Source organism: Prauserella rugosa (assembly GCF_000719975.1).
Lineage (GTDB): Bacteria > Actinomycetota > Actinomycetes > Mycobacteriales > Pseudonocardiaceae > Prauserella > Prauserella rugosa.
On sequence record NZ_JOIJ01000030.1, the window covers coordinates 1 to 25,933 of the forward strand.

At 70.6% G+C, this 25,933-nt stretch carries 22 protein-coding genes; 6 read left to right on the top strand and 16 right to left on the bottom strand.

The window, feature by feature from the left end:
* Nucleotides 1-321: 321 nt before the first annotated feature.
* Nucleotides 322-1,665: a type I glutamate--ammonia ligase gene (glnA, locus tag IF64_RS0123415; protein ID WP_030534341.1), complete on the bottom strand. Its 1,344-nt coding sequence runs from the start codon at nucleotides 1,663-1,665 to the stop codon at nucleotides 322-324.
* Between the two features lie 409 nt (nucleotides 1,666-2,074).
* On the opposite strand from glnA, the gene IF64_RS25710 reads away from it, so the two are divergent.
* Nucleotides 2,075-2,896 carry an LppX_LprAFG lipoprotein gene (locus IF64_RS25710; RefSeq protein WP_051758115.1) on the top strand — a complete coding sequence of 274 codons (822 nt, stop codon included), beginning with the start codon at nucleotides 2,075-2,077 and terminating at the stop codon, nucleotides 2,894-2,896.
* Nucleotides 2,897-2,924: 28 nt separating this feature from the next.
* On the opposite strand, the gene IF64_RS0123430 is transcribed toward IF64_RS25710, so the two are convergent.
* Nucleotides 2,925-4,493, bottom strand: a complete 1,569-nt coding sequence (locus IF64_RS0123430) for an alpha/beta hydrolase (protein WP_030534342.1) — start codon at nucleotides 4,491-4,493, stop codon at nucleotides 2,925-2,927.
* A 47-nt stretch (nucleotides 4,494-4,540) separates the two neighbouring features.
* Here IF64_RS0123430 and secA2 point away from each other — a divergent pair, with 47 nt between their 5' ends.
* From secA2 to IF64_RS0123445, 3 genes are read left to right on the top strand one after another with little or no spacing between them, the layout of a single operon-like run.
* Complete coding sequence (secA2, locus tag IF64_RS0123435; RefSeq protein ID WP_084706063.1) at nucleotides 4,541-7,132, top strand: accessory Sec system translocase SecA2; 2,592 nt, start codon at nucleotides 4,541-4,543, stop codon at nucleotides 7,130-7,132.
* 50 nt (nucleotides 7,133-7,182) lie between these two features.
* Nucleotides 7,183-8,901 (top strand): NAD+ synthase, encoded by a 1,719-nt coding sequence (locus IF64_RS0123440; RefSeq protein WP_030534344.1) that lies wholly within the window; start codon nucleotides 7,183-7,185, stop codon nucleotides 8,899-8,901.
* A 53-nt stretch (nucleotides 8,902-8,954) separates the two neighbouring features.
* Nucleotides 8,955-9,506: a methylated-DNA--[protein]-cysteine S-methyltransferase gene (locus IF64_RS0123445; protein ID WP_030534345.1), complete on the top strand. Its 552-nt coding sequence runs from the start codon at nucleotides 8,955-8,957 to the stop codon at nucleotides 9,504-9,506.
* Between the two features lie 41 nt (nucleotides 9,507-9,547).
* Here IF64_RS0123445 and IF64_RS0123450 read toward each other — a convergent pair whose 3' ends face one another.
* Nucleotides 9,548-10,213: a DUF998 domain-containing protein gene (locus IF64_RS0123450; protein ID WP_036877712.1), complete on the bottom strand. Its 666-nt coding sequence runs from the start codon at nucleotides 10,211-10,213 to the stop codon at nucleotides 9,548-9,550.
* A gap of 207 nt (nucleotides 10,214-10,420) precedes the next feature.
* On the opposite strand from IF64_RS0123450, the gene panB reads away from it, so the two are divergent.
* Entirely contained in the window at nucleotides 10,421-11,326 is a 906-nt protein-coding gene (gene panB / locus IF64_RS0123455; RefSeq protein WP_084706064.1) for a 3-methyl-2-oxobutanoate hydroxymethyltransferase, read from the top strand.
* A gap of 150 nt (nucleotides 11,327-11,476) precedes the next feature.
* On the opposite strand, the gene IF64_RS0123460 is transcribed toward panB, so the two are convergent.
* On the bottom strand, nucleotides 11,477-12,274 hold the full coding sequence (locus tag IF64_RS0123460; protein WP_030534348.1) for a helical backbone metal receptor: 798 nt from the start codon (nucleotides 12,272-12,274) through the stop codon (nucleotides 11,477-11,479).
* Between the two features lie 96 nt (nucleotides 12,275-12,370).
* On the opposite strand from IF64_RS0123460, the gene IF64_RS0123465 reads away from it, so the two are divergent.
* Nucleotides 12,371-13,315 carry an ATP-binding protein gene (locus IF64_RS0123465; protein ID WP_030534349.1) on the top strand — a complete coding sequence of 315 codons (945 nt, stop codon included), beginning with the start codon at nucleotides 12,371-12,373 and terminating at the stop codon, nucleotides 13,313-13,315.
* A 60-nt stretch (nucleotides 13,316-13,375) separates the two neighbouring features.
* Here IF64_RS0123465 and IF64_RS0123470 read toward each other — a convergent pair whose 3' ends face one another.
* From IF64_RS0123470 to IF64_RS0123530, 12 genes are all read right to left on the bottom strand, one after another.
* Entirely contained in the window at nucleotides 13,376-13,615 is a 240-nt protein-coding gene (locus IF64_RS0123470; RefSeq protein ID WP_030534350.1) for a hypothetical protein, read from the bottom strand.
* A gap of 24 nt (nucleotides 13,616-13,639) precedes the next feature.
* Entirely contained in the window at nucleotides 13,640-15,046 is a 1,407-nt protein-coding gene (locus IF64_RS28170; protein ID WP_051758116.1) for a hypothetical protein, read from the bottom strand.
* A gap of 17 nt (nucleotides 15,047-15,063) precedes the next feature.
* Complete coding sequence (locus IF64_RS0123480) at nucleotides 15,064-16,056, bottom strand: C40 family peptidase (protein WP_030534352.1); 993 nt, start codon at nucleotides 16,054-16,056, stop codon at nucleotides 15,064-15,066.
* Nucleotides 16,057-16,059: 3 nt separating this feature from the next.
* Complete coding sequence (locus IF64_RS0123485) at nucleotides 16,060-16,662, bottom strand: hypothetical protein (protein ID WP_030534353.1); 603 nt, start codon at nucleotides 16,660-16,662, stop codon at nucleotides 16,060-16,062.
* Nucleotides 16,663-16,671: 9 nt separating this feature from the next.
* Nucleotides 16,672-18,726 (bottom strand): hypothetical protein, encoded by a 2,055-nt coding sequence (locus tag IF64_RS0123490; protein ID WP_030534354.1) that lies wholly within the window; start codon nucleotides 18,724-18,726, stop codon nucleotides 16,672-16,674.
* Nucleotides 18,723-21,749 carry an ATP-binding protein gene (locus IF64_RS0123495; protein ID WP_030534355.1) on the bottom strand — a complete coding sequence of 1,009 codons (3,027 nt, stop codon included), beginning with the start codon at nucleotides 21,747-21,749 and terminating at the stop codon, nucleotides 18,723-18,725. The genes IF64_RS0123490 and IF64_RS0123495 overlap by 4 nt, the downstream gene beginning before the upstream one ends.
* A 3-nt stretch (nucleotides 21,750-21,752) precedes the next feature.
* Nucleotides 21,753-22,310 (bottom strand): hypothetical protein, encoded by a 558-nt coding sequence (locus IF64_RS25720; RefSeq protein WP_051758117.1) that lies wholly within the window; start codon nucleotides 22,308-22,310, stop codon nucleotides 21,753-21,755.
* A 16-nt stretch (nucleotides 22,311-22,326) separates the two neighbouring features.
* Complete coding sequence (locus tag IF64_RS0123505; RefSeq protein WP_030534357.1) at nucleotides 22,327-22,590, bottom strand: hypothetical protein; 264 nt, start codon at nucleotides 22,588-22,590, stop codon at nucleotides 22,327-22,329.
* A gap of 649 nt (nucleotides 22,591-23,239) precedes the next feature.
* Complete coding sequence (locus IF64_RS0123510) at nucleotides 23,240-24,034, bottom strand: TSUP family transporter (RefSeq protein ID WP_030534358.1); 795 nt, start codon at nucleotides 24,032-24,034, stop codon at nucleotides 23,240-23,242.
* Between the two features lie 10 nt (nucleotides 24,035-24,044).
* The gene (locus IF64_RS26810) at nucleotides 24,045-24,449 is read right to left on the bottom strand and encodes a hypothetical protein (protein ID WP_211252654.1); all 405 of its coding nucleotides are present in this window, start codon (nucleotides 24,447-24,449) and stop codon (nucleotides 24,045-24,047) included.
* Nucleotides 24,450-25,127: 678 nt separating this feature from the next.
* On the bottom strand, nucleotides 25,128-25,325 hold the full coding sequence (locus tag IF64_RS25730; RefSeq protein ID WP_036877716.1) for a hypothetical protein: 198 nt from the start codon (nucleotides 25,323-25,325) through the stop codon (nucleotides 25,128-25,130).
* Between the two features lie 123 nt (nucleotides 25,326-25,448).
* Nucleotides 25,449-25,754, bottom strand: a complete 306-nt coding sequence (locus IF64_RS0123530) for a putative quinol monooxygenase (protein ID WP_030534359.1) — start codon at nucleotides 25,752-25,754, stop codon at nucleotides 25,449-25,451.
* Nucleotides 25,755-25,933 lie beyond the last annotated feature (179 nt).

A 25,933-nucleotide genomic window follows, 5' to 3' on the forward strand; every position in this document is an offset into this window, starting at 1 on the left:
GGCCACGCGCTAGCTCAAAGAAACCCCAAAAACGGGGCAAAACAACAAAACAAAACTTACAAAGCACACTGTTGAGTTCTCAAACAACACACACTTGGTTGTATCGCCAGTCCGGCCCGGAGCGCCATCAACCGCAGGAACTTATCTCAAGGAGAAGTCGTTCTGAGTTGTGGCCGCTTGAGGGCCGACCAGGAACTCTACCCGGTCCGTCTCGCGGGGTCAACCCCCGCCTCGTCCCGGCCGCTCCCTGGCGACAAAGAGAAGATTACACGTCCCGCGGACCCCTCGAACAAGGGGGGTCCCTTTTTGCGAATCCCCAGGTCAGAGCACCGGAAGCAGCGTCCGCAGCTCGTACGGCGTGACCTCACTGCGGTAACCGTCCCACTCGGTGCGCTTATTCCGCAGGAAGAAGTCGAAGACGTGCTCGCCCAGCGCCTCGGGCAGCAGCTCCGAGTTCTCCATCTCGGCGAGCGCCTCCCCCAGGTTCTGCGGCAGCTGCTTGTAGCCGGCGGCCTTCCGCTCGGTCTCGGACAGCGCCCAGATGTCGTCCTCGGCCGCCGGCGGCAGCTCGTAACCCTTCTCGATGCCCCGGAGGCCGGCGGCGAGGATCACCGAGTAGGCCAGGTACGGGTTGCACGCGGAGTCGAGTGTGCGGATCTCGACCCGCCTCGACGACGCCTTGCCCGGCGAGTACATCGGGACCCGGACGAGCGCCGACCGGTTGGCCCGGCCCCACGACACCGTCGTCGGCGCCTCGCCACCCACGATCAGCCGCTTGTACGAGTTGACCCACTGGTTCGTCACGGCGGAGATCTCGCGCGCGTGGAACAGCAGTCCCGCGACGAAGGCCTTACCCGTCTCCGACAGCTCGTACGGGTCCTCGGGGTCGTAGAAGGCGTTGCGGTCGCCCTCGAACAGCGACACGTGGGTGTGCATGCCCGAGCCCGGGTACTGCGTGAACGGCTTGGGCATGAACGTCGCACGCACGCCCTGCGTGAGCGCGACCTCCTTGACCACGTACCGGAACGTCATCACGTTGTCGGCCATCGTCAGGGCGTCGGCGTAACGCAGGTCGATCTCCTGCTGACCCGGCGCACCCTCGTGGTGGCTGAACTCCACGGAGATGCCCATGGCCTCGAGCGCCTCGATGGCGTGCCTGCGGAAATGGGTCGCCGTGGCGTGGCTGGCCTGGTCGAAGTAGCCGCCGTTGTCCGCGGGAGTCGGCTCCCTTCCGTCCTCGGGCAGTCCCTGGAGGAGGTAGAACTCGATCTCCGGGTGCACGTAGCAGGTGAAGCCGGCCTCGCCCGCCTTGGACAGCTGGCGCCGCAGCACGTGCCGCGGGTCGGCCCACGACGGCGAACCGTCGGGCATCGCGATGTCACAGAACATCCGCGCCGAATAGTGCCCACCCTCGGGTTGTTCCCAGGGCAGAACCTGGAACGTCGACGGGTCGGGCTTGGCGACCATGTCCGATTCGTAGACACGCGCGAAGCCTTCGATCGCGGAGCCGTCGAAGCCGATGCCCTCGGAGAACGCACCCTCGAGCTCCGCGGGCGCGATCGCCACCGACTTGAGATAGCCGAGCACGTCGGTGAACCAGAGCCGCACGAAACGAATGTCGCGCTCTTCGAGTGTGCGCAGCACGAACTCCTGCTGACGATCCATGGGCGCGACCCTATGCGGACCGTGTTAACGGGATGTTTCGGGGCTTGCGGTGCAGCGCCCGGACGTGACCCCGATCGACGGCGGCCACACCGCGGCGCGTCCGCATCGTGCGCACTGCGGGTGCCTCGCCGGCCAGGTGATCATGCACGAAAACCGCGGGCCGACCTCCACGGCGGTCCCGGCGACGGTCACGTCCGGCACCCGGGAGACGAGCACCCCGGCCCACCCGATCGGATCACCGAGCCGAAACGCATCCGGCACACACTGCCCGGCACAGAGGGACAGCGGCGCCGACGGTGGCCGGCCCGTCGCCCGACCCCCCAAGGATGCGCTCCGCGCAGCAGTGGCCAGCCCCTCGCCCGACCACCACCCCACAAGGATGCGCTCCGCGCAGCAGTATCTTCTGGGCATGTTCCGGCGGATTGCGATCGTCACGGCCTCAGTACTCGCGCTCACCGCGGGATGCACCTCCCAGCCGGAGGAGCCGGAGCACGAACCGTCCGGATCCGCACTCGTCCGGGACGCCTCCTCGTCGCTGAAGGACCTCACCAGCGTCCAGTTCGACCTGCGTACGCAGGGAGCGCTCGAGGGCTTCCCGATCCGTTCCCTCCAGGGCGCCGCCACGCGGGACGGCCGCGCGTTCGGCGACGTCGACATGCAACTGCCGACCGAGCGCGTCCAATACGAGTTCGCCATGGGCCAGGACCGCGCCACCCCGCCCGCAGGCGCCCGCGACACCGAGCCGGGCACCGACCCGAACTCGGGCACCGAAGGAACCGGCACCGGGGACACCGGCACCCAGGACACCGAAGACGCCAAAGACACCGAGGTCACGCTGACCGACTCCGAGGACGAGACGACGACGGCGTCCCTCCCGGAACGGTTCACGCCCGGCAGCCTGCTGGGCCGTGACGGAGGACTGCGTGCCCTCCTCGGCGACGCCACCGACCTCAGCACCGAGAGCCGCGAGGACATCGACGACGTCCCTGCCTACCGCGTCAGCGCGCGCATCCCGCAGGACAAGATGTCCGAACTGCTGCCCGGCGTGCCCGGCGACGTCGCCGCGAAGTTCTGGGTGAGCGACGACGCCGACCGCACGCTGCTGCGCGTGTGGCTCCAGGTTCCCCCGCGCACGCCGAACGAGGGTGCCGTGCTGATCGAGCTCGGCCTCACCGAGCACAACCAGCCGGTCACCACCTCGAGCGCGGCACCCACCCCGTCCGACGGCTGAGCCACGCGCGGCACGGAGCGCCGACGCGTCAGCCGCTGCAGCGTTTGCCCTCCGGCGGCAGCGTGCCGTCGATGAGGTAGTCCGCCCCCGCGTCGTCGACGCAGCCGTTGCCCTGCAGGAACACCGTGTGCTGGTTGCCCTCGAAGGTCAGCAGCCTTCCGTTCATCGCCTTCGCCAGCCGCACGCCCGCCTGGTACGGCGTCGCGGGGTCGTTGGTGGTCGAGATGACGAGTGCGGGCGGCACGTCGTCGACGTTCGGCAGGTGCGGCTCGGAGGTGTTGTCCACGGGCCAGAACGCGCAGGCGTCCCGCGCCGACGACGGCTCGGTGCCCGGGTCGAGGAACGGCGCCACCTCGGCGTAACGGCTCTGGGCCTCGCGAATCTCGTCGGGGTCGTCGACGGGCGGGTCGTCGACACATCGGATGGCCATGAACGCGTCCTGGGTGTTGGCGTACTCGCCGGACGGCTCGCGTTCGTTGTAGAGGTCGGCCAGCCCCATCAACGTCGACCCCTGGCCGCGGGACAGTTCGGAGAGTCCCTTCCGCAGCTGCGGCCACATGTTCTCGGAGTAGAGCGCCTGGATGGTGCCGGTGGTCGCGTCGTCGTACGACAGCTGCCTGCCGCCTCCGGCGTCCACGGGGTCGTCGAGCAGCGGACGCACGAGGTCCTGGTAGGCCTTCGTCGGATCGCCCTTCAGCGGGCAGTCGCCACGCTCGGCGCACCACGACGCGAACTCCTCGAACGACGCACCGAACCCCTCCCCCTGCGAGACCAGCGACTCGACCGAGTCCTCCTCCGGGTCGAGTGCACCGTCCAGCACGAGAGCGCGCACGTTGCGCGGGAACTGTTCGGCGTAGGTGTAGCCGATACGCGTTCCGTACGAGTAGCCGAGATAGCTGAGCTTGCGGTCACCGAGCGCCGAGCGGAGCACGTCCATGTCCTTGACGACGTCGCGGGTGCCGAGGTGGGCGAGCATCTCCTTGCCGTGGTCGGTGCGCTGCGCGCACTTGTCGGCGAACTCGCGTTCCTCGCGTTCGGCCTGCCGCACGCCCTGCGGGCTGCCGTCGTACTCGGCGTCATCGGCGCGGTCGGCGTCGCGTTCGTCGGGGGTGAGGCATTCGACGGCCGGTTCGCTCGCCCCCACACCGCGCGGGTCGAACCCGACGAGGTCGAAGCGCTGGCCGATCGCCGTGTCGGCGACCTGGCCCGCCATCGACGCCGCGTTGAGCATTCCGGACGCCCCCGGACCACCGGGGTTGATCACCAGCGAACCGACGCGGTTGTCCTCGTCCTCCGCCTGGTGCCGCAGCAGTCCGACGGTGATGGTGGTGCCGTCGGGCTCGTCGTAGTTCAGCGGCACCGTCAGCCGCGCGCACTCCAGCCCGTCGCCACCGAACAGCGACCGCGACATGTCCGTCGTCGCGTACGGGTCGCACTCGCCCCAGTCGAGGGACTGCGCGTAGAACCGGTCCAGCCCGTCGGGAACGGGTCCGACGGGCCCGCTGCGGTCGGATTCGTCCGAGGAGCAGGCGGTCGTCAACCCGCCCAAGGCGAGTACACAGGTGGCGAGAGCCAGGTAGCGTTCAACGGAAGGCACAGGGTGATCGTGCCATCGCAGGACGAGGACGAGATGGGAGACCACGCGTGGCGTTGATGAGCCGGGTGAGCAAACGGTTGCGCAGGATCATCCAGCGCCCGGCGAGCGTGGAGCTGACGCGGTACGAGGCGCTCCTGCCGCGGATCGAGAAGCGCGAGCCGGAACTGGAGAAGCTCGACGACGCCGAGCTCACCGAAACCGCCACCGCACTGCGTACGCAGCTGGCCGACAAGGGCCTCGGCGACGACCAGCTCGTCGAGGTGTGTGCCCTCGGCAGGGAGGCCGCGCGGCGCGGACTCGACGAGCGGGCCTTCGACGTGCAGCTGCTCGGCACGATGGGGCTGCTGACCGGACACGTCGTGCAGATGCAGACCGGTGAGGGCAAGACGCTCGCGGGCGCGCTCGCCGCGGCCGGGTACGCGTTGCAGGGCAAGCGCGTGCACGTCATCTCGGTCAACGACTACCTCGCCCGCCGCGACGCCGAGTGGATGCGCCCGGTCTACGACCTGCTGGGCGTGTCGGTCGGCTGGGTCGAGCCCGCGCTCGAAGCAGCCGAGCGACGCGAGGCCTACGCGGCCGAGGTCTGCTACGGAGCGGTCAGCGAGATCGGCTTCGACGTCCTGCGCGACCGCCTGGTCACCGACGCCGACGAGGCGGCCCAGCCGGAGCCGGAGGTCGCGATCGTCGACGAGGCCGACTCGGTGCTCGTCGACGAGGCACGCGTGCCGCTCGTCATGGCGGGCTCGGTCGACGCGGGGGTCGCCGACATGGAGGTCGCCAACATCGTCCGCAGGCTCCGGGTGGGCCTGCACTACGAGACCGACCCCGACGGCCGCAACGCGTGGCTGACCACGGCGGGCGCCTCGATCGTCGAGAAGGCGCTGGGCGGCATCGACCTGTACGCCGAGGACGGCGCCGACCGCCTCGCCGCGGTCAACGTGGCACTGCACGCCCACGCCCTGCTCACCCGCGACGTCGACTACCTGGTGCGGGACGGCAAGGTCCAGCTGATCAACTCCTCGCGCGGACGGGTCGCCGAACTGCAGCGCTGGCCCGACGGTCTGCAGGCCGCCGTCGAGGCCAAGGAGCAGCTGCCGCCCTCCGACCGCGGCGAGATCCTCGACTCGATCACCGTGCAGGCACTCATCGCGCGCTATCCGCAGGTGGCGGGCATGACGGGCACCGCGGTGGCCGTCGCCGAACAACTGCGCGAGTTCTACGAGCTCGAGGTCGCGGTGATCCCGCCGAACACGCCGAACGTGCGCTCCGACAGCCCGGACCGCATCTTCGCGGCGCCGAACAACAAGCTGCGCGCCATCGTGAAGGAGATCGAGGAGGTCCACGAGACCGGGCGGCCGATCCTCGTCGGCACCCAGGACGTGGCCGAATCCGAGGAGCTGGCCGAGAAACTGGAGAAGGCCGGGCTGCCGTGCGTCGTGCTCAACGCGCGCAACGACGCCGAGGAGGCCGCGATCATCGCCGAGGCCGGCACCTACGAACGCATCACGGTGTCGACACAGATGGCAGGACGCGGCACCGACATCCGGCTCGGCGGCGCCGACGGGTCCGACCGGGAGCGGGTCGCCGAACTGGGTGGACTGCACGTCATCGGCACCGCGCGGTACCCGAGCAGCCGGCTCGACGATCAGCTGCGCGGACGGGCGGGCCGGCAGGGCGACCCGGGCAGTTCCGTGTTCTTCGCGAGCCTGAACGACGAACTGGTGCTCGCCAACGCCCCCGACGTGCCCGAGGGGATCGCGGCCGACGAGGAGACCGGCGAGGTCACCGACCCGGCCGCGCAGCGGCAGATCAACCACGCCCAGCGCGTCGCCGAGGGCGTCGACCTGGAGATCCACCGCAACACGTGGCGGTACACGCGGCTGATCGAGCACCAGCGCTCCGAGCTGCTGACCTGGCGCGACGAGGTGCTGCGCACCGACGCGGCGAAGGACCTGCTGCTCGTTCCCGAGGACTCCGGCCAGACCGGCGACGAGGCGGGCAGGGCCGGCAAGGGCCGCAAGAACGCCAAGGACCCTAAGAACTCCGACGCCGCCGAGGACGCCAAAGAAGCCGAGGAAGCCGGGGACATCACGGATTCCGAGGACGCCGACGCCACTGCGACCGGCGACAACTCCCCCGGCTACGGCATGGACGAGATCGAGTCCGAGACCGAGTCCGAGTCCGAGGCCGCCACGAAGGCCGAGCCCGCGCGGCCGGCCACGCTCACCGCGAGCCGGATCGAGGAACTCACCGACAAGCTCGGCGAGGCCGAACTGACCTCGGTGTGCAGGCGGATCATGCTGTATCACCTCGACCAGCTCTGGGCCGATCACCTCGCGTTCCTCAACAACGTGCGCGAGACGATCCACCTGCGCGCGATGGCCAGGGAACAGCCGCTCGACGAGTTCCACCGCGCGGCGATCCCCGAGTTCCACAAGATCCGCGGGGAGGCCGAGAAGCGCTCGAGGAAGACGCTGGCCGAGGCCGACATCACCGCCGACGGACTGGACCTCGCCGCGGCGGGCGTGCGCAGGCCGACCTCGACGTGGACGTACCTGGTGCAGGACAACCCGTTCGACTCGGACGCCGAGCAGGCGCTCAAGAAGGTCCGCGGGATGTTGCGCAAGAAACGGTCGTGATCCGCGCCGGTCGCGCACCCGCGGGCACGTGGGTGCGCGACAATGGCCGTATGCCGCACCTGCGCATCGCACTGGCCCAGATCAACACGACCGTCGGCGACCTCTCGGGCAACGCCGACCGCGTCGTCGAACAGACCCGCGCCGCCGCCGAGTCGGGCGCCCACGTGGTCGTGTTCCCGGAGATGACGCTCACCGGGTACCCGGTCGAGGACCTGGCGCTGCGCGAGACGTTCGCCCGCGCGTCCCGGGAACAGGTCGACGTCGTGGCCCGCAGGCTCGCCGAGGCGGGCTGCGGTGAGGTCCTGACCTACATCGGCTACCTCGACCAGGACGAGGTCGGCCCGCGGAACGCGGCGGCCGCGCTGTGGAACGGCGAGGTCGTGGCCACCCAGTACAAGCACCACCTGCCGAACTACGGCGTGTTCGACGAGCGCCGCAACTTCAAGCCGGGTACCGAACTCGACGTGGTGCGCGTGCACGGGGTGGACGTCGGCATGGTGATCTGCGAGGACCTGTGGCAGGACGGCGGTCCCGTCGCCGCACTGGGGCAGGCGGGCGTCGACCTCGTCGTCGCGCCGAACGCCTCACCGTACGAGCGGGCCAAGGACGACGTCCGGTTGCCGCTGGTGGCCTCGCGGGCGCGGGAGGCGGGCGCTCCGGTGGTCTACACGAACTGGGTCGGCGGACAGGACGACCTCGTGTTCGACGGCGACTCGATGATCGTCGGCGCCGACGGCACACTGCTGGCCCGCGCACCACAGTTCACCGAGCACCTGCTGATCACCGACGTCGAGGTCGCGGCCGGTGGTTCCGCCGCCGAGGGCGAGTTCGCCGGTCTGACGGTGCGGCGCCGCGCCCTGAGCGACGCGCCGGCCGAGCCGGGCCCCTCGCTCGACGGCCCCGTGATCAGTGAGCCGCTCTCGGACGAGGCCGAGGTGTGGTCGGCACTCGTGGTCGGCCTGCGCGACTACGTCGCCAAGAACGGCTTCGGCTCGGTCCTGCTCGGACTGTCCGGCGGCATCGACTCGGCGCTGGTGGCCGCGCTGGCGGTCGACGCGCTCGGGCCGGAGGCGGTGTACGGCGTCGCGATGCCGTCGGTGTACTCGTCCGAGCACTCCAAATCGGACGCCGCCGACCTCGCCGAGAGGTTGGGCTGCCATTTCCGGGTGGAACCGGTCGCCGACATGGTGAAGGTCTACGTGGATCAGCTCTCGCTGCACGGACTGGCGGAGGAAAACATCCAGGCCCGAGTGCGCGGCATGCTGTTGATGGCCTTGTCCAATCTGGACGGGCACCTGGTGCTGGCGACCGGCAACAAGACCGAACTGGCCGTCGGGTACTCGACGATCTACGGCGACGCGGTCGGCGGTTTCGCCCCGATCAAGGACGTGTTCAAGACGCACGTGTGGGCACTGGCCCGGTGGCGCAACGCCGAGGCCACCAAACGCGGGGAGACGCCGCCGATCCCGGAGAACTCGATCTCCAAGCCCCCGTCGGCCGAACTGCGTCCCGGACAGGTCGACACCGACTCGCTGCCGGACTACGCACTGCTCGACGACATCCTCGACGACTACATCGAGGGCGACCGCGGCTACGCAGACCTGTTGGCGGCCGGGTTCGACGCCGAGGTGATCGACAAGGTCGTGCGCATGGTCGACAGGGCCGAGTACAAGCGCAGGCAGTACCCGCCGGGCACGAAGATCACGTTCAAGGCATTCGGCCGCGACCGGCGACTGCCCATGACGAACCTCTGGCGCGAGACCCACTGACCGATGACGGCCCGCGACGAGCCGCGCCGGGCGCCCGGCCGAAGGAGACGGCCGTGAGCCCGGACGGCCTCGCGGTCTTCCCGACCGCGGTCGGCCACTGCGGTATCGCCTGGCACGGCGAGTCTGATGTGATCGTGGGGTGCCAGCTGCCCGAGGGCGGCGTGGACGCCACGCTCGATCGGCTGCGCGACCGGTTGCCCGGCGCCCCGGTGCACGAACCGGCCGCGGCACCCGCGTTCGTCCGCACGGCGATCGAGGCGATCACCGCCTCTCTCGCCGGCGAGGATGTCGACCTGTCGACGATTCGGCTCGACCTGTCCGGGGTTCCCGCCTTCGCCGCACGCGTCTACGCACTGGCCCGGGAGATCCCGCGGGGCACGACCGTGACCTACGGCGAACTCGCCCTGCGTCTCGGCGAACCGGGTGCGGCGCGGGCGGTCGGCGGCGCGCTCGGGGCCAATCCGTTCGCGCCGATCGTGCCGTGTCACCGCATCGTGGCCGCGGGCGGCAAACCGGGCGGGTTCTCGGCCGCGGGCGGACTCGCCACGAAGGAACGCATCCTCGCGGCCGAAGGCGTCCACCTCACCGAGCCGACGCTCTTCTAGACGGCACCGCGGTGCTCGCACCTGACGCTCGGGCCGATGGTCTACCCCACGCGTGCCGTCCGTGCGAGGTACACCGCGCCCGCGCCCAGCACGATGCTCGCACCGACCATCTGGGCGCGGGAGGCGAGACCGGCGAAGATGCCCGGCCCGAGCAACCCGTCGAGCACCAGCACGATCCAGGACAGCGTCCCAACGACGATGCCGGTCATCGGCGCGACCGTCCATCGGCCGTACCACCACAGCAACAGCCCGATGGGCCCGGCCGCGCACAGCAGGCTGACGAGCATCGAGGCCGCGAAGTTGATGTAACCGCCCGGCGTCAGCGCCGGATCCGGCGTGCACACTCCCGATCCGTCGTGCACGCATTCGATGGGGAACGCACCCCGCAGCACGTAGGCCACGCCGAGTAAGCCCACCATGAGAATGGTCAGCCGGGCACGGCGTTGCACCGGCGCGAGACGCAGCATCGGCGGCACGGACAGCACGAACGCCACCCCCGACGCGACCTCCATCGTGCGAAACACGACTGCGTAGGGTTCACCCGGCGCCGCGAGGCCGGAGATCACGGTGTGCAATGGCGACACGTGGGTGGTCAGCACGAGTTCCGCCAGCCAGCCGAGTTGGCCGACGATCCCGATGACCAGCAGGGAAACCCCCGCTCTGCGCACCACGACGAGCGTCGAGGGACCGCGGAGCTCCGGCAGCATAGCGAACTACCTATCACGCTATCGGCCGAACCGAAACCCGAAATGGTGTCGCACACAGCGTGATCATGCGATTACACGTGTCGAACGGCCTGTGAAGCTGCTCGCACCGGCTTCCTGGCGTGTCCCGCGCCCTGCCACGCTCGAGGCGTAACGATCCACGACCCGGGGACCCGTGACGGGCCTCGAGGGAAGGACGGTTCGACAGCGATGTCCGATTCAGCAGCAGTGCACTCTGCCGCGTCTTCTCCAGCGTCTTCTGCCCCGCCCGCTGCGGCGGAGACGGCCGCACCGTACGGCTCCGGCACGGCGCCCACCCGCAAGAAGGTCCGTATCCCGCACCTGCGCGCGATGAAGGAACGCGGCGAGCCGTGGCCCATGCTCACGGCCTACGACATGTACACGGCGCAGCTGTTCGACGAGGCGGGCATTCCCGTGCTGCTCGTCGGCGACTCGGCCGCCAACAACGTGTTCGGTTACGACACGTCCCTGCCGGTGACGGTCGACGAGCTCATGCCACTGGTGCGCGCGGTGACCGGTGCGGCGACGCACGCGCTCGTCGTCGCCGACCTGCCGTTCGGCTCGTACCAGGTCTCGGTGGAGCAGGCCGTCGAGACGGCGGTGCGGTTCATGAAGGAGGGACGCGCACACGCGGTCAAACTCGAGGGCGGCAGGCGGTTCGCAGCCCACGTGGAAGCCATCACCGCGGCCGGCGTTCCCGTGATGGGCCACATCGGATTCACCCCCCAGTCCGAACACAACCTCGGTGGATACCGGGTGCAGGGACGCGGGGACGCCGGGGTCGCCCTGCTCGAGGATGCGCTGGCACTCCAGGAGGCAGGCGCGTTCGCGGTCGTCATGGAGATGGTGCCCGGCGAGGCGGCCAAGCTCGTCACGGGGAAACTGGCCGTCCCCACGGTCGGCATCGGTGCGGGACCGCACTGCGACGCCCAGGTGCTCGTGTGGCAGGACATGGCCGGCCTGCGCCAGGGCGGCGCGCCCCGGTTCGTCAAACGCTACGGCGACGTCGCGGGCGAGCTGACCAGGGCGGCACAGGCGTTCGCCGAGGAGGTCCGCGGGGGCCGGTTCCCCGCCGCCGAGCACACCTTCGACTAGGTCGTGGCTGATAATCCTCCGCCGTCGCGAGCGGGGGTCAGCGTGGCCCCCTCGCAAGGCGGAGGGAAGCCCTCGTACCGGGTCGTACTCGGGCTTTCCGACAACGCAGCGAGGGGCCGCGCTGGCCCCGCGCAGCAGGCGACGGGATTGTCAGACGCGACCCAGGTCGTGTCTGACGGGCAGCACCTTCGACAGTTCGCGGTGAGCGTCCACGAGGGACGGTCCGTACCAGGTCAGGTAGCGACCGGACACCAGCACGTAGCGCGGCGCCGGGAAGAACTGCGGGCCGTCGTCGTCGGTGAACTCGTACGGTTCGTCGGGCAGCACGAGCAGGTCCGCCGTTCCGTCGGTGAACAGTGCCCTGAGCTCGTCGATCGGCGGCCGGGGATACCGGTCCTCGTGGTCGGCGTACACCACGGCGACGCCGAGCCGCCGCAGGACGTCGCCGCCGAAGGTGTCCCTGCCGAGCACGACCCACGGCTTGCGCCACACCGGCACCACGGCATGGGCCCGCGGCGCGGGCGGCTCATCCGTCCATCGGGCCTCGGCGTCGGTCAGCCATGCCGGGGCGTCCACTTCGAACGGTCCGGTCAACAGCGAACGCAGTGACGCCAACGCATCGGGCACCGTCGCGGGCGCGGCCATGACCCATACCGGCACGCCTTCTCCGCGCAGCCTGCGCACGTCCTCTGGCCTGTTCTCCTCCGAGTTGGCGAGCACCAGATCCGGGCGCAGTTCGAGCACGGCGTCGACGTTCGGATACTTCGACCCGCCGACCCGCACGGCGTCGAGCTCGGGCGGATGCGTGCAGTAGTCGGTGGCGCCCGCGATCACCCCGGACGCGGTGTGTTCGACGGCCTCGGTCAACGCCGGGACCAAGGACACCACTCGGCGCGGTGATCCGGACAGGGCGACCTCTTCGCCGAGGTCATCGGTATACGTCGGCATCCGCCCATGGTCGCGCACCCCGACCCGATCGGGTAACCGCGCGCCTCGGTACGGTTCCCCCATAATAATGAAAACCACTTCCAAGAGGGGTCAGCCATGAAGGTCGCCTTCGTCGGCAAGGGTGGCAGCGGCAAGACGACGTTGAGCGGTCTGTTCACGTCGTACCTGGCCGGTTCGGGCGCACCCGTACTCGCCATCGACGCGGACATCAACCAGCACCTGGCCGTCGCTCTCGGCGCCACCCCCGAGGACGCGGAGTCGTTGCCGACACTCGGGGACAACCTGCCACTGATCAAGGACTACCTGCGCGGGGACAACCCCCGCATCCCCAGCGCCGAGGCGATGATCAAGACCACGCCTCCCGGACGCGGCTCCCGGCTCATGTCGCCGAGGGAGGACAACCCGATCACCGACGCGTGCGTGCGCGAGGTCGGCGGCGCCCGCGTCGCCGTGACGGGGCGGTTCAGCGACGACGACCTCGGCGTCGCGTGCTACCACTCGAAGACCGGGGCCGCCGAGCTGCTGCTCAACCACCTCGTGGACGAGACCGGCGAATACGTCGTCGTCGACATGACCGCGGGGGCGGACGCGTTCGCCTCGGGACTGTTCACCCGGTTCGACGTCACGTTTTTGGTGTGCGAGCCGACGATGCGCAGTGTGGGTGTGTACCGCCAGTACACCGACTACGCGCGCGACTTCGACGTACGCCTCGCCGTGGTGGGCAACAAGGTCGCCGACGACGAGGACGTCGAGTTCCTGCGCGAGGAGATCGGCGACGACCTGCTAGGCTGGATGTCGACATCGCGACACGTCCGCGCCGCCGAGCGGGGCAGGCACCGCCCGATCGGCGATCTGGAACCGGACAACCTCGCCACGCTCGCGACGATGAAGTCCACTGTGGATGCCGTGGAGCGGGATTGGTCGGCGTACCAGGCGCAGGCGGTCGAGCTGCATCTGCGCAACGCCAACGCGTGGGCCGGTTCCGAACTGGCCGCACAGGTGGACCCGGACTTCGTGCCCGGACCGCCCGCACGCGTCTAGGGACGCACCAGCGGGTGTGCGGCCGCGAGTGACGACTCCCGGCCGCACACCCGCGGATCCTCAGTCCCGGTCCTGCGCGTCTCGCCGCTCGGCCGTGTCGTCGTTCCATTCGGCGTCGGCGGCGTCGGCCTCCTCGGTGCGGGACCGCGCGATCTCGAGGGCCTGCCGGGCCGTCGCCTCGTCCGGGTACGGCCCGAGCAGGTCGATCGACCGCGACACCTCGCCGTGCTCCACCTCGCCGGTGCGGGTGTTGTACCACCAGCCCGACGGCGGGTTGGCGTCCTTGTTGCGCTTACGCATACCCCGAGCGTGCCACGCGGTGCGTCACCGGCGGAAGCGGTACGGGATCTCCGTGGGCTCCTCACCCGTCGGCCCGAACGAGACCTCACCTTCCGTGCCCTCGATGGCTTCGGGGGTTTCGGTGGCTCCAGTGGGTCCGGTGGGTCCGGTTTCTCCGGTGATTCCGGGGTCGTCGTGCCCGTCACCGTCGGGTGTCCCGCCCGTTCGCACCGGGTTCTCGGCCAGCGGGTTCTCGCCCGGGGCGCCGGCGTATTCGGACCGGGCGGCGTCGGTATCGGCACCGGTGTCGGCGGGCATCTCGTCGAACCAGTCCCGTTCTGCCCGAGCCGCTCGGCTGTCCGCGGTCTCCGTCGGGTTCGCGTCTGCAGGTGCAGGCACAGCCGGTCCCGTCGACTGCCCCGGGGGCACCGCCGGCACCTGACCCGCTGAGGGCTGGGCCGCTGGGGCCTGCGCCGTGGTTGGCTGTGTCGTGGTTGGCTGCGCCGTGGTTGGCTGTGTCGTGGTTGGCTGTGCAGCCGAGGGGGACTGGCCCGCCGCGGGCTGCGCTGGTGCGGACGGTGCCGCGGGAGTTCCGGGTGCCGGCGTCCCGGAGGCAGGTGTTGCCGGTGCGGGCGGGGGCGGCACGGCAGGCATCGAACCGGACGACGTCGGGGTGGCGGGCCCCGGCTGTGCGGGACCCACCGGTGGCTGTGCGGCCGGAGCCTGTCCGGTCTCCGGCTGACCCGGCTGTCCGGAACCGACCTGCCCCGGGGCAGCGTGCGCAGGCCCGGTCTGCGCAGGTCCTGCCTGTGCCGGTGTCGCCGATGCCGGTGCGGCGGGCGTCGACTGGCCGGCCGGCGTCGCCGCGGCACCGGGGCGGGAGAACCCGGTCGGCGGGGTCCGCCAGACCGGCTGCGGGCCGATGTTCATCGGCGCCGCCCTGCCCTGTTCGGGCACGGAGGGCCGTTCCTGCCTGCGGGAGTTGCGCACCACCGGGTCCAGGCACGACACGAGCACCGTGACCGAGTCGGGATCCTCGACCTTCCGGCCGCTGCGCTCGCGGTAGACCATCTCCCCGTCGGCGTCGATCTCCACGAGGTAGCCGACCTCGGCCAGCTGTTCCTCGTCGAGGTCCACGAGTCGTTCCGGGCGGGACGGCACGACCCGGTAGGAGGGCCAGTCCAGGCGGGCGTGCCCGTTGTGGAACTGCGACAGCAGGCCGACGAGCTGCTGCTGCCACGGCAACGGCATGTCCTCGACGAGCGCCCGCGGCAGTACGACGTAGCCGTCGGTCACGCCGGGATGGTCGCGCTGCAGATAGTCGGCCAACGGCGTGCTCGACGCGGGCGGCGCACTGCGCGGTGCCGGCGGGCGCGCCTGCATCGCGAACGGGTCGACCTGCGTTCCCGCGCGGCCACCACCCTTGCCGCGTTTGCCCCACTTCTTCGCCACGTTCGCCCTCCCTGCACTCACACGCCAGGCCGGACGGCCTGCGCCACGAGTTCGGCTTCGTCCCACGACACGTCCCGGACGTGCACCGGCACGCCGGTCTGCTGCGCCTCGACCATCTTGCCGTCCCCGAGATACATCGCCACGTGATGGATCGTGCTCGGATCCGCCGGGTCGTACGCCCAGAACAGCAGGTCACCGGGCTGAGCCTGCTCGACGGGCAGCATCGCGCCCGCCTTGTACTGGTCACGGGAGACCCGCGGAAGGGTGATACCCGCGGCCTCGTAGGCCCGCAACATCAGCCCCGAACAGTCGTAGGAGTCCGGTCCGGTCGCCCCCCACACGTACGGCTTGCCGCGCTCCCCCATGGCGAACTCGATGGCGCGGCCGGCCTTGGTGTTGGCGGCGAGCATCACGCCGTCGTTCTCGCCGCAGCCGCTGGCGTTCTGGATCTCCCCGACGTTCTGCACGAGGTGGACGGCCATCGGCTCCCACTCGTGGTACCGGTCGGGGAACGCCGAACGTTCGACGGCCTGCGCGGCCTCGCCCGGACGCATGTTCTGCCAGTCCGGGACCTCTTCGAGAACGTCGTAGAACTTGTTGACCTGGTACGGCGGGTTCGTCACCTGTTCCGGCGTGCCCCAGCCCATCGAGGGGCGCATCTGGAAGATGCCCAGCGAGTCGCGGTCGCCGTAGGTGAGGTTGCGCAGTCCCGATTCGGTCATGCCGGCCTGGATCGCGATCTGCCAGGCGCGCGGCGACATCTCGCGTTCCTTGCCGATCTTGATGATCAGCGAGACGATCTCGCGCTGCTCCTGTTCCAGCGCCTGCGCGTCGGTGGCGCCCTGGCCCTGTTGCCCTGGCTGCGTCGGGCCGAGCGCGGCGTCGCACGACAGGTCGGTGACGCCCATGGCCTGCTGCTGCGAGCCGTCGATGATCGTGATCATGCCGACCGCCAGCACCACCGTGAGCACGGCGGCCGTCACGCACCCGAAGAGCAGTCCCGCGCGCACGGCCTACCCCACCTGGTCGTAGTTGGAGACTCGCCAGCCCGAATCGGTCTTGATCACGGTGACCGACAGGTCGGGCCCGTCGGTGGAGACCACGGCCTCGACCGACCGGGTGTAGGACTCGCCCGCCTCGGCCTTGCCCTCGACCTTCGTCGCCGGGATGTTGTCCGGGTTCACGCTGCGCATCACCGGCAGGAACTCCGCCGTGGTGTACGGGCGGAGCCCTTCGAGCCACTGGTCGACCTTCGTGCCCTTCTCGTGGTCGACCCACGCCTTGGCCCAGTTCTCGGCCACGCGCAGGGCCTGCGGATCGGCGGGCGCCTCGGTGGGCGTCTCGCGCGGTGCGGTCAGCCGCGTCGTGGCTACCTCGCTGTCGGACGCATCGCCGCCGGCACCGCCTCCGTCGTGATAGGACCGGCTGCTGGACTCGACGGGTGCGGCCGCAGGTCCACGGTCGTCCGCGGTCAGCCGCGGGACGATGATGCCGATCGAGACGATGAGCGCCACGACGACGATGACCGTGCCCGCGAGGTGCGAGGGCGAGCGCATGGGCCAGCCCCAGAGACGTCGGTAGACGGCCGCGCGGCCGCGGTTGGTGCGAATCGGCATGCCGTGCCCCTACCGCACCGCACGGTCGGTGTCGCGGACGTCGTCGGGGCGCACCTCGAGGCCCCTCGACGGCCGGTACAGCACGTACACGGGTTTGCCGGCGACCATCTCCTGCGCCGCACGGGGCGGCTCGGGAGCGGCGGCGGGCGCAGGCGCAGGCACGGCGGCAGGCGCGGGACCACCCGCCGCGGTCGTCCGGAAGGTGTCGGCCTGGGGCTGCATGCGCGAGGGCACCACGAACGGGTCCGGATCGTCGGCGCGGTCCAGCCCCCGATCGCTCACCGGAGCGGTGTCCACGCGCCTGCTGGGCACGACCACGGGCTGCTGGTCACCGGGCGCACGGTTCGGCGGCTGCACGCCGAACGCGGTCGCGGCGGCGCCACCGCCCGCGGGCAGACCCTGCGGTGCGCCCCCGATCCGCTGCGGAGTGCCCGGCCAGTGCGACGCGGGGTGCGCGCCCGTCGGAGGGCCGTCGAGCCGTTCGGCGTTCGCCACGACGGCCGCCTCGGGACGGAACCGGCCCCCGGTACCGGCGCCGCGGGTGGCGGCGCCGCCCTGCGACTCGTCGTCGTTCTTGACGTTCTGCCAGAACTCGTCCTGCGGGGTCGGTTCGGTGGACTTCTTGCGGAACCGCGAGAACAGCCCGCCGCCCTGCGCAGGCACGGCCGAGCCGACCATGCTGACCGACATCTCGACCATCTGCCACAGCCGCCGCGCCGGCCGTCCGACCAGGAACAGCAGGATGGTGACGAGCCCGGCCAGCACCATCTGGGTCAGCATCGACAGCGCCGAGCCCGCGTTGAAGATCGCCTGGAGCACGAGCGCGTGGATCCCGGCGAGCACCGACAGCACGAGCAGGTTGAACGCCACCCCGCCGACGACCTTGCCCACGCGGCGCAGCACGTCGTGGTGCAGCACCGCGATCAGGCCGATCAGTGGAGCGGTGAGCGTGAACAGGCGCACGAGGATCTGCGCCAGGAGCACGGCCGCCTTGGCGAACAGCTGGAACAGCGAGTACGCCAGGCTCTGCGCCAGCGACAGGAATCCCGCACCGGTGCGGCTGCCGTCCTCGCCGGTGAAGTACCCGCTGGACGTGCCGAGTTCGCCCGCGATGCGGTTGAACTCGCCCTTCTTCTCGTTGATGACGGCCTCGTCGCCGTCGTCGCCGTCGCGCATCTGCTGCCACGTGAACGCCTGCGCGTCGAGCAGGTCGCGGCCGTGTTCCTCGGCCTCTGGCGAGTCGGGCGAGCCGAACTCACCGCGCAACCAGTTCTCGTAGACCACGTTGGTGTGCAGGTCGGTCGGCAGGACGTGCCGGACCACGCGGTCCTCGGTCTCGTCGACGAACCCGGCCTGGATGTTCGTGGTGGTCTGCACGATCGCGCGGTCGATGTCGTCGTAGTAGCGCAGCAGCGCCAGCGACGACGCGGCCAGCCACACGCCGCCGATGGCGAACAGCGCGCGCTTGCTGACCGTGGACAGGTCGCCGCGCCAGATGTTGCGGAACAGGAAGATCGCCAGCAGCAGCGCGGCGAGGCCGAACAGCTGGGCGTAGATGTTGTTGTAGACCGCTTCGGCACCGCGCGAGACGGCCTCGTAGATCGGGTTGAGCACGCCGCCCTCGAGCACGGTGTAGTGCAGCGAGTTGGTGGCGCCGACGATGTTCTTGGCGATGTTGAACAGTTGGTTGCCCGCCCACGTGTCGACGGTGGTGCTCGGGTCGGTCATCCCGAGCGCACCGTTCTCGCAGTCGTGGACGTGCCACACCATGCCCGCGTAGCCGTAGTCGATGTAGGTGCTGCCGCCCTCGCCCTGACCCGTCGGCGGATCGAGCGCGCCGACCATGCCCGAACCGGGCCGTTCGGGGTTGGGGGCCTCGCACCCGGAGTCCTGCGCCATGGCGGGCGCGCCCAGCACGGACTGGAACGTCAGCACGGCGATGACGGCGACCATCGCCGGGTAGCGGCGCCGCAGGACGGCGCCGCCCGGATCCCGGCGGCGGGTGCGCACGCGGTGCCACGCCCACGCGCACGCCAGGGCGACGAGAACCGTCACGATGGTCATGCGGCATCCCTGCCGGTGCCGTTCTTGCCGCGGCCGCCCGCTCGGGCGGGTTCCTGCCTGCCGCCGGAGCCGACCGAGCTGTCGGAGCCACCGCGCCCGTCGGTGTTCTGACCGCCGGAACCGTTCGAACCGTTCGAGCCGCTGTCCCCGTCACCGGGGTCCCTGTCGCCGGGGTCCCTGTCACCGGGGTCGAGGTCGAACTCGTCGAACTCCTGGGGTGCATCCTCGAAACCGCTGCCGGACAGCACCTGGTCCTCGGTGAGGCCGACCTCCAGTTCGGCGGCCAGTTCGAGGTCCTCCTCGACGTCGTCCTCGGGCGGCTCGGGCACGCGGTAGGGCTCGTCGGAGGTCTGCTGCGGGGCAGGCGGTGCCTGCCGGTCGGGCACCGAGCCCGGCGTGGTGTCGAGGGCGTCGCGCAGCTGCTCGAGGTGCGGGCCCGAGAAGTCGACGCGGATACGCTCCACGCCGCCCGCACCGTCGCCGAAGATGAACTGCCGCGGTTCGCGGTCGCGTTCGACCTCGCGCTGCGCGCCCGGACGACGTCCGAGTGCCGACACGACCTGCTCGTAGCCCACGCCCACCGGCACCTTGAGCAGCCGGAGCGCGTCGGCCTGTGCCTCGTCGTCGTCGAGCCTGCCGACGAAGACCGAGTCGAGCAGCGCCACGAAACCCTGGATCTTCAGGAAGTCGGCCGGAATCTGCGAGGACAACAGCACTCGCACGTTCCACTTTCGCGAGTCACGGGCGAACCGGTTCATCAGCACCCGGCCCGTCGGCACCTCGGACAGGAAGAACGCCTCGTCGATCCACACGCCCTTCCGTGCGGCCTTGGGCTTGTCGTACACCGACCGTGCGGTCAGCCAGGCGGCGAGGTTGAGCATCTCGACACCGAGCGCCTCGGCGTCGGTCCAGTGCTCGCGGCCGACGCCCTCCTTCGGCAGCGTCAACCCGGCCATCGTCAGCACGGTGAGGCGGTCGTCGCGCTGGTCGGTGTACGGGTCGGCGTCGGCCTCGGGGATCAGCAGCGACATGCGCTCGCGCAGCTCGTCGAGGAAGTCCGCGACGACGACGGCGTGGTCGTGGTGCTCGCTGGAGTCGCGGCGCAGCGCGTCGATGACCTGGCCGGGGTCGGCGTCGTAGCGGCCGCCGACCATGCGCACGGCGCGCAGCAGCACGATGCGGGTCTGGGGCATTCGGGCGACGTCGTACGGCAGCACGCCGGTGAGGACGTCGAGCACGAGGCGCCGCCGGGTCGCGCCCGCGAGCGCGCGTTCCCGGCGCCACGAGCGTTCCGGATCCTCCTCGTCCAGGAAGTGCTCGAGCTGTGGTTCGGCGACAACCCGGTACGGATTGAGGATGCCGGGCTGGGCGTTGAGCAGGTTGATGGGCCGCGCATACGGCCGCAGTTCCGGCAGTTCGCACAGCCGGGACAGCGGTCCCGACGGGTCGAGGATCGTCCAGTGCGCGCCCGCGCGGAGTGTCTTGTAGACGATCCCGCCGCCGAGGAACGACTTGCCGCCACCGAGGCCGGCGACGATCGACGTCAGGCCCGATCCGTCCCGGATCTCCTGAGCCATCCACGGATCCCACGCGACGGGCCGCCGGGTGGCGGTGCACGTCTCGCCGAGCAGGATGCCGCGGCGGTCGCCGACCTCGGCCGTCGCCGTGGGCACCGACGAGGCGGCCCAGACCACCGATCCGCGGCGCAGGTACGCCCCGGACGCCAGTGGTTCGCCGGGGATGAACTCGCGGGCCAGCGCGTACTGCGCCTCGGGGTGCTCGAGGGCGACCTTCGGCTTGTAGAGGTCGAGCAGCTGCTGGGCGAGCTTGAGTGCCTCCCGTTCGGTGTTGCCGGCCACCGACAGCCGCCACCAGGAACGCACACGGGTGGCGAGCGCGGTGAACCCGGAGGTCATCTCGTCGTCGACCTCGAGCACCCGGGACGCCTGCCGAGCGAGCGACTGCGGCGGTTCGAGCTCGTGCTCGTCGGTGTAGTGCTTGACCTGCGAACGCACCTTGTTCATCTGCCGCTGCAGTTCGCCCGCGACCTCCTCGGGCCTGCGCACGTAGATGCGGGCCGACCACTCCACGGGCGCGGGCAGGCGGTCGGCGTGCTGCACCCACGGGTCGTCGACCTCGGGGATCTGCAGGCCGTGCATCTGCCCGACGGTCAGCACCGCGACGTGCCGTTTGACGCCCGCGTTGGACCCGGTGCGCCCGCGGACCGTGACGGTCGGGGCGTACGGCTCGGCGTGGAAGTCGGCGGCGTCGGTGAAGCTCGCCAGGTCCTCGGGTTCCCACGTGGACGTCGGCACGGCGGGCATCGTGCGCGGGGCGGGCAGGCCCAGCGAGCACGAGCGGTGCATCAGCCACGACATCTCGTCGGCGCGCACCGGCCTGCCCTCGAGGCCGGACGATCCGATGACCCCGTCCAGGTGCTCGACCTCGGAGTCGAGCGCGGTCAGTTCGGCGTCGACGGCCTCGGGAAGGATCTTGCGCAGCAACGGGGCGGCGCGTTCGACGGCGCGGTCCATCACCCTGCGGGTCTGGACCTGCACCCCGAGGTAGACCTCCTTCTCGGCCATCGAACGGCCCATCAGCTGTTGCTGCTCGCCCACCAGGTAGTCGTCGAACGACTGCGCGCCCGGTACGTCGGCGGGACGGTCGTGGGCGTTGTGCACGTGGGCCTCGGCCCACATGCGGATCGGGTAAGGGCGGGTCGTCACGCGCAGGTGCATCCATCTGCCCTGCAGTTCGGCGTACTGACCCGCGATCGCGGCGATGAGGTCGCGGCGTTGCGAGTCGGAACGGAACGACCAGCGCTGCGGCGCGAGGCGGTACCAGGCGTAGACCTCGTTGCCGGTGCGCAGCAGGTGCCCGTCGATCGAGCGCGCGGCGATGGACGGCGTGTAGGTGGGGATCGCCTGTTCTCCGGGCAGTCTGCGGCCCCGGCCGTCGGTCTTCTTCGACGGAGCCGGCTGTGCGGCGTTCTTGCTGGTGCCGCTGCGGTCGCGACCGAACAAGGCCTACCTCCCGACCGGCGCCTGCCCGGCCGGAATGCGGCCGGAGCGCCGGTGCGCTCGTGCTGTGCTGTCTGCCGCCGGATATCCCTGCGGCGGTGCCGTCCGGTTGGTCCGAACCGGCCGTGCGCGGTCCCCCGCGGCCGGTCCGGTGGTGGCACCGTACGCGGACGAGGCGTGTGCCCTCCGTTTGTTCTTCGGGAGGGGACGCTCGGCGCGCACCTTGATCTTGCTGGCGCTGGCCGCCCCGCCGGTGGGGCGGGGTTGCTCACGCGGGGTCTGCAGCTCGCGCAGCCACATGGCGAACACGGCCGACAGCGGACGTTCGTGACTGATCTTCGCGGTGATCAGGCGCGTGAGTGCGATGGCGAGCACGAACGCCCATGCGGTACTGAAGAACCCGAACCCGATGCCGAGTTGGCGCTCGATGCCGAGGATCACCAGGAACAGCGGAATGCCGACGCCCCAGGCGACATATCGGGCGCGCCACGGGAACGTCGCCTTCGGCGGGCCGAGCCAGACGGCGTCGACACGATAGATCTCGTCGTCGGTACGAATACGCACGTCGGCGAGCCCCGGATCAGCCCGTGAAGAGGCCGGCGAGCCACTCGCCGACATCGACACCGAGCCCACTGACGGCGAGACCGATGAGCGCGAGGGCGATCACGACGCCCCCGAGCCTGCGCATCACGCCGGCGTTGTCGCCCTTGCCGCCGCCCAGCCAGAGCAGCAGCAGTGCGACGGCGAGCAGCACCAGCGGAACAATGTTGTCGAGGAGCCAGTTCCGGACTCCACCGGTGTTGAGCTCGCCTTGCGCCAGTGCCGCAAGCGTCATCGTGGTCATCGCTTACTCCCGAGTGCCTGGAGTGTGGTGCCGGTGCGGATGGTCCGCACCGCGCGAGGTGGTCCAGCACTTCCCGTGTTCGGACAACATCATGGCGTGACGACGTGTGGCGGTCAAAGACCCGCTGGGGCACAGTTGTTCCACAGGTACCGTCCACCGTGGGTAACCGTCGCGGGCGGAATCGCCACTGCTCGTCCGTCCTCCATCTTCGTGGTTCCGGCTTCCAGGATTAACCCCGGGGACCCGGTTTTCCTAGTGTGCGGATGGCCTCACTCACACGCCAAGATCGACCTCACGCTGCGTTCCGGGACGCCACGGTCTGCGCTGGCGCGACAAGTGAACCATGCCCCGTTCGGCGGCATCGCAGCGCTCCACCATGTAAAGCGCCTGTGTGGATGTCCGGACCACCCGAACCGGTGATCATGGTCGCCGGTCCGCACCTTTCGGGCGTAACTGGCGGAACCCTCGGTAACCGGCTGCGGAGAATTGGGTGGTTTCGACCGGGCCGTGTGCGCGGCGAAAAGCCGAGGCTCGGGTGCGCCCGTTCGGAGGCACCCGGGCGTCCGAGGTGTCGCGGGTGTCCCTGGTGTCCAGGTGTCCGAGGTGCCCGAGGTGCCCGAGGTGTCCGATGTGCCCGCGCAGCGGACGATCACGGTTCGCCTCCCGCCAGGCCCTGGCTGCCGTACAGCATCGCCAGCGCGGTGGCGGCGACGCCGAGCAGGACGGTCAGCGCGCGGTCGGGCAGGGCGCGTGACCAGCGTGCTCCGAGGTAGCCGCCGATGAGCCCGCCGAGACCGCAAACCAGGCCGAGTGCCCATTCGGGGGCCACGGCGCCGTCGGCGCGCAGGGCGAGGACGCCGAATGCGAGTGCGCCGACGATCGAGGTGACGAACGTGGAGGCCAGCGCGGCGGGTGCGACGGCGGCGACGGGAAGACCGCGGGCGACGAGGATGGGTGCGAGGACGGATCCGCCGCCGATGCCGTAGACACCACCGACCACGCCCACGGCGAGTCCGGTCACGACGACGAACCGCCGCGACGGAGACGCACCGCCGGGCACACGACTCCCCCGCACCGCCCGCCAGATCAGCCAGAGCCCGATGGGCAGGAGCACCGCAGCCGCGACGAGACGGAACGTGCGTGCGTCCGGCACGAGGTACACGCGTACGAGTGCGCCGACGAGCACGCCGGGCACCGCGCCCCACAGCATCGTGCGGGTGAGCACGCCCGGCCGTTGGCCCTGCGCGCGGTACCGCAGCAGTGCGCCGGGCCCCGACACGACGTTGAACAGCAGGTTCGTCGGGGTCACGGCGGGACTGGGGACGCGCAGCACGTCGAGTTGGACGGGCAGCAGGAACACCGCGCCCGACACTCCGACGGGTGCGGTGACGACGGCGATCAGCAGACCGGCGGCGAAACCGACGGCCAGTGGTTCCCAGCCCACCGCCCGATGATCACAGACAATCGCGGTGGGTTCCGGGTACGTCCACTCTGTGGACCGCAGCGGTACCGCAGGCCTCGGCCGCGGTGTCACACTCACGGCCGTGAGCGATGCGGCTCGGGCGAACGTGGACCCGGCAGAGGTGGACCCGGCGCACGAACAACCCGTGCGGAATGCCCTGCGGCTGAGCGGCCACGGGCACGTCGAACGACAGTCCCGGCACCGACGGCCACAGATCGGCCCGATTCGCAGCCAGACGCAGCTGTCGGTACTGCCACAAGCCGGCCACCCTGGCGAACATCGGACCGTGCACGTCCCGCCAGTACGCCTCGCACACCTCACGCGGCAGATCGGCACGCCACCAGCAGAACGAGGTCAGCGCGAGCGCGGCGGAATTCTCCACCTGCGCCGTATCCACCTGCGCCGGGCCCACCTCGGAGGACGATCTGCGCGCGTTCGGGGAGCATCCGCTTCCGCGCCGCGCGATTCCGGACGATGCGCGGAACTTCGTCGGACGGATCGGTGCGTTGCTGGTGGCCGGCGGTGCGGGTCGCACGCTGGTCGACCGGCTCGGGGAGCCGGTGGTGCAGGGCGCACCGCGGGTGCCGACGTTCGCGGTGTGTGTCGTCGCGCGGCCGGCGGTGGAGCCGGCGGATGTCCACGGGGCGATCGTCGATGTGGCCGGGGCGTGGAGCCGGGTCCCTGGGGTGTTGCGGGTGCGGGTCGAACCGCTGCCGCGGTACGAGCAGGAGGCGATGGCCTCGCCGGGGGTGCTGTGGGAGTGGCCCGCGGACGCGTCGTACGCCGGGTGGGTCGAGGTGGCGGTGCGGGAGTGGGCCGTGGTGGCCGAGCTGGCGGCGGAGTTGGCCGGGGTGGCCGATCGGGTCGCGGCGGTGCACACGTATCCGGTCCGTGAGGTGTACACGCTGATCGCGGCTGGTCGGCCGACGGACGTGGGTTTGCGGGGGTTTTCCTGCAGCACGGTTGATCGGCGAGGTGGGTGCGGACAATCAGCGGGACGAGGGTGTGTTGTCGCTGTTGTTCGGCGATGCGGTCCGGGGACTGGAGCGGTTACGCCGGCCGGGGTGAGCTGCGGTCAGTCGTGGGCGTGGATTCCGCGGCGACGTCCGGTGCGGCCGCACCAGGTGCACGGGGCGGCCGCGACGCCGGTCTGGGGGATGCCGTCGAGGACGGTGAGTTGTGGTTGTGCGGTGTATCCGTCGCCGCCGCAGGCTGAGCACACGACGGGGACGCCCGCGTCGCGGCGCGGGCGTTCGTCGTCGACGCCGGTCACTCTGGTTCGCCCCCGAATTCCGGCCCGTGGTGTCGGGGCCGTCGATGCTTGCGGTGGGCCAGCCTTCCATCGCCGGCCGTGCCGGCTGGTGTCAGGGCGCGGCCGAGGCCGGTGTGCGGCGTGCTACGCGGGATCGCGCAGCGGCGAACCGACGACCTGGAAACGGAAACCGCCGGTGGCGCCGGACAGCATCGGGCGGGCCTGGGCGATGGAGTCCCGCACCTCCGGCAGCTGCAGGGAGGCCTGGTGCGCCTCGGCGCTGGTCCACAGTTCCATGACGTACACGGTGTCGGGTTCGTCGCCGATGCCCACCTCGTAGAGCAGGCAGCCTGCGCGGCTGAGCGCGTCGCTGCGACGGGTGAGGTGTGCGACGAGGTCGTCGCGCCGTCCTGGTGCGGCACCGAGCGTGCCGACGTTGGCGAAGGTCATGCCCAGACGGTACGGCCGAGGACCGACAGAATCGGGGGAACGGCCCGATGGGCCGTTCGGACGGCTGCTATTCGCCGATGGTCGGGGGTGTCACGACGTTGCCGGTGGTCGGGTCGCGCAGCACTTCGCCGTCCTCGGTCAACGCGAACGCCTCATCGGTCGAGACCACGTACTGACGC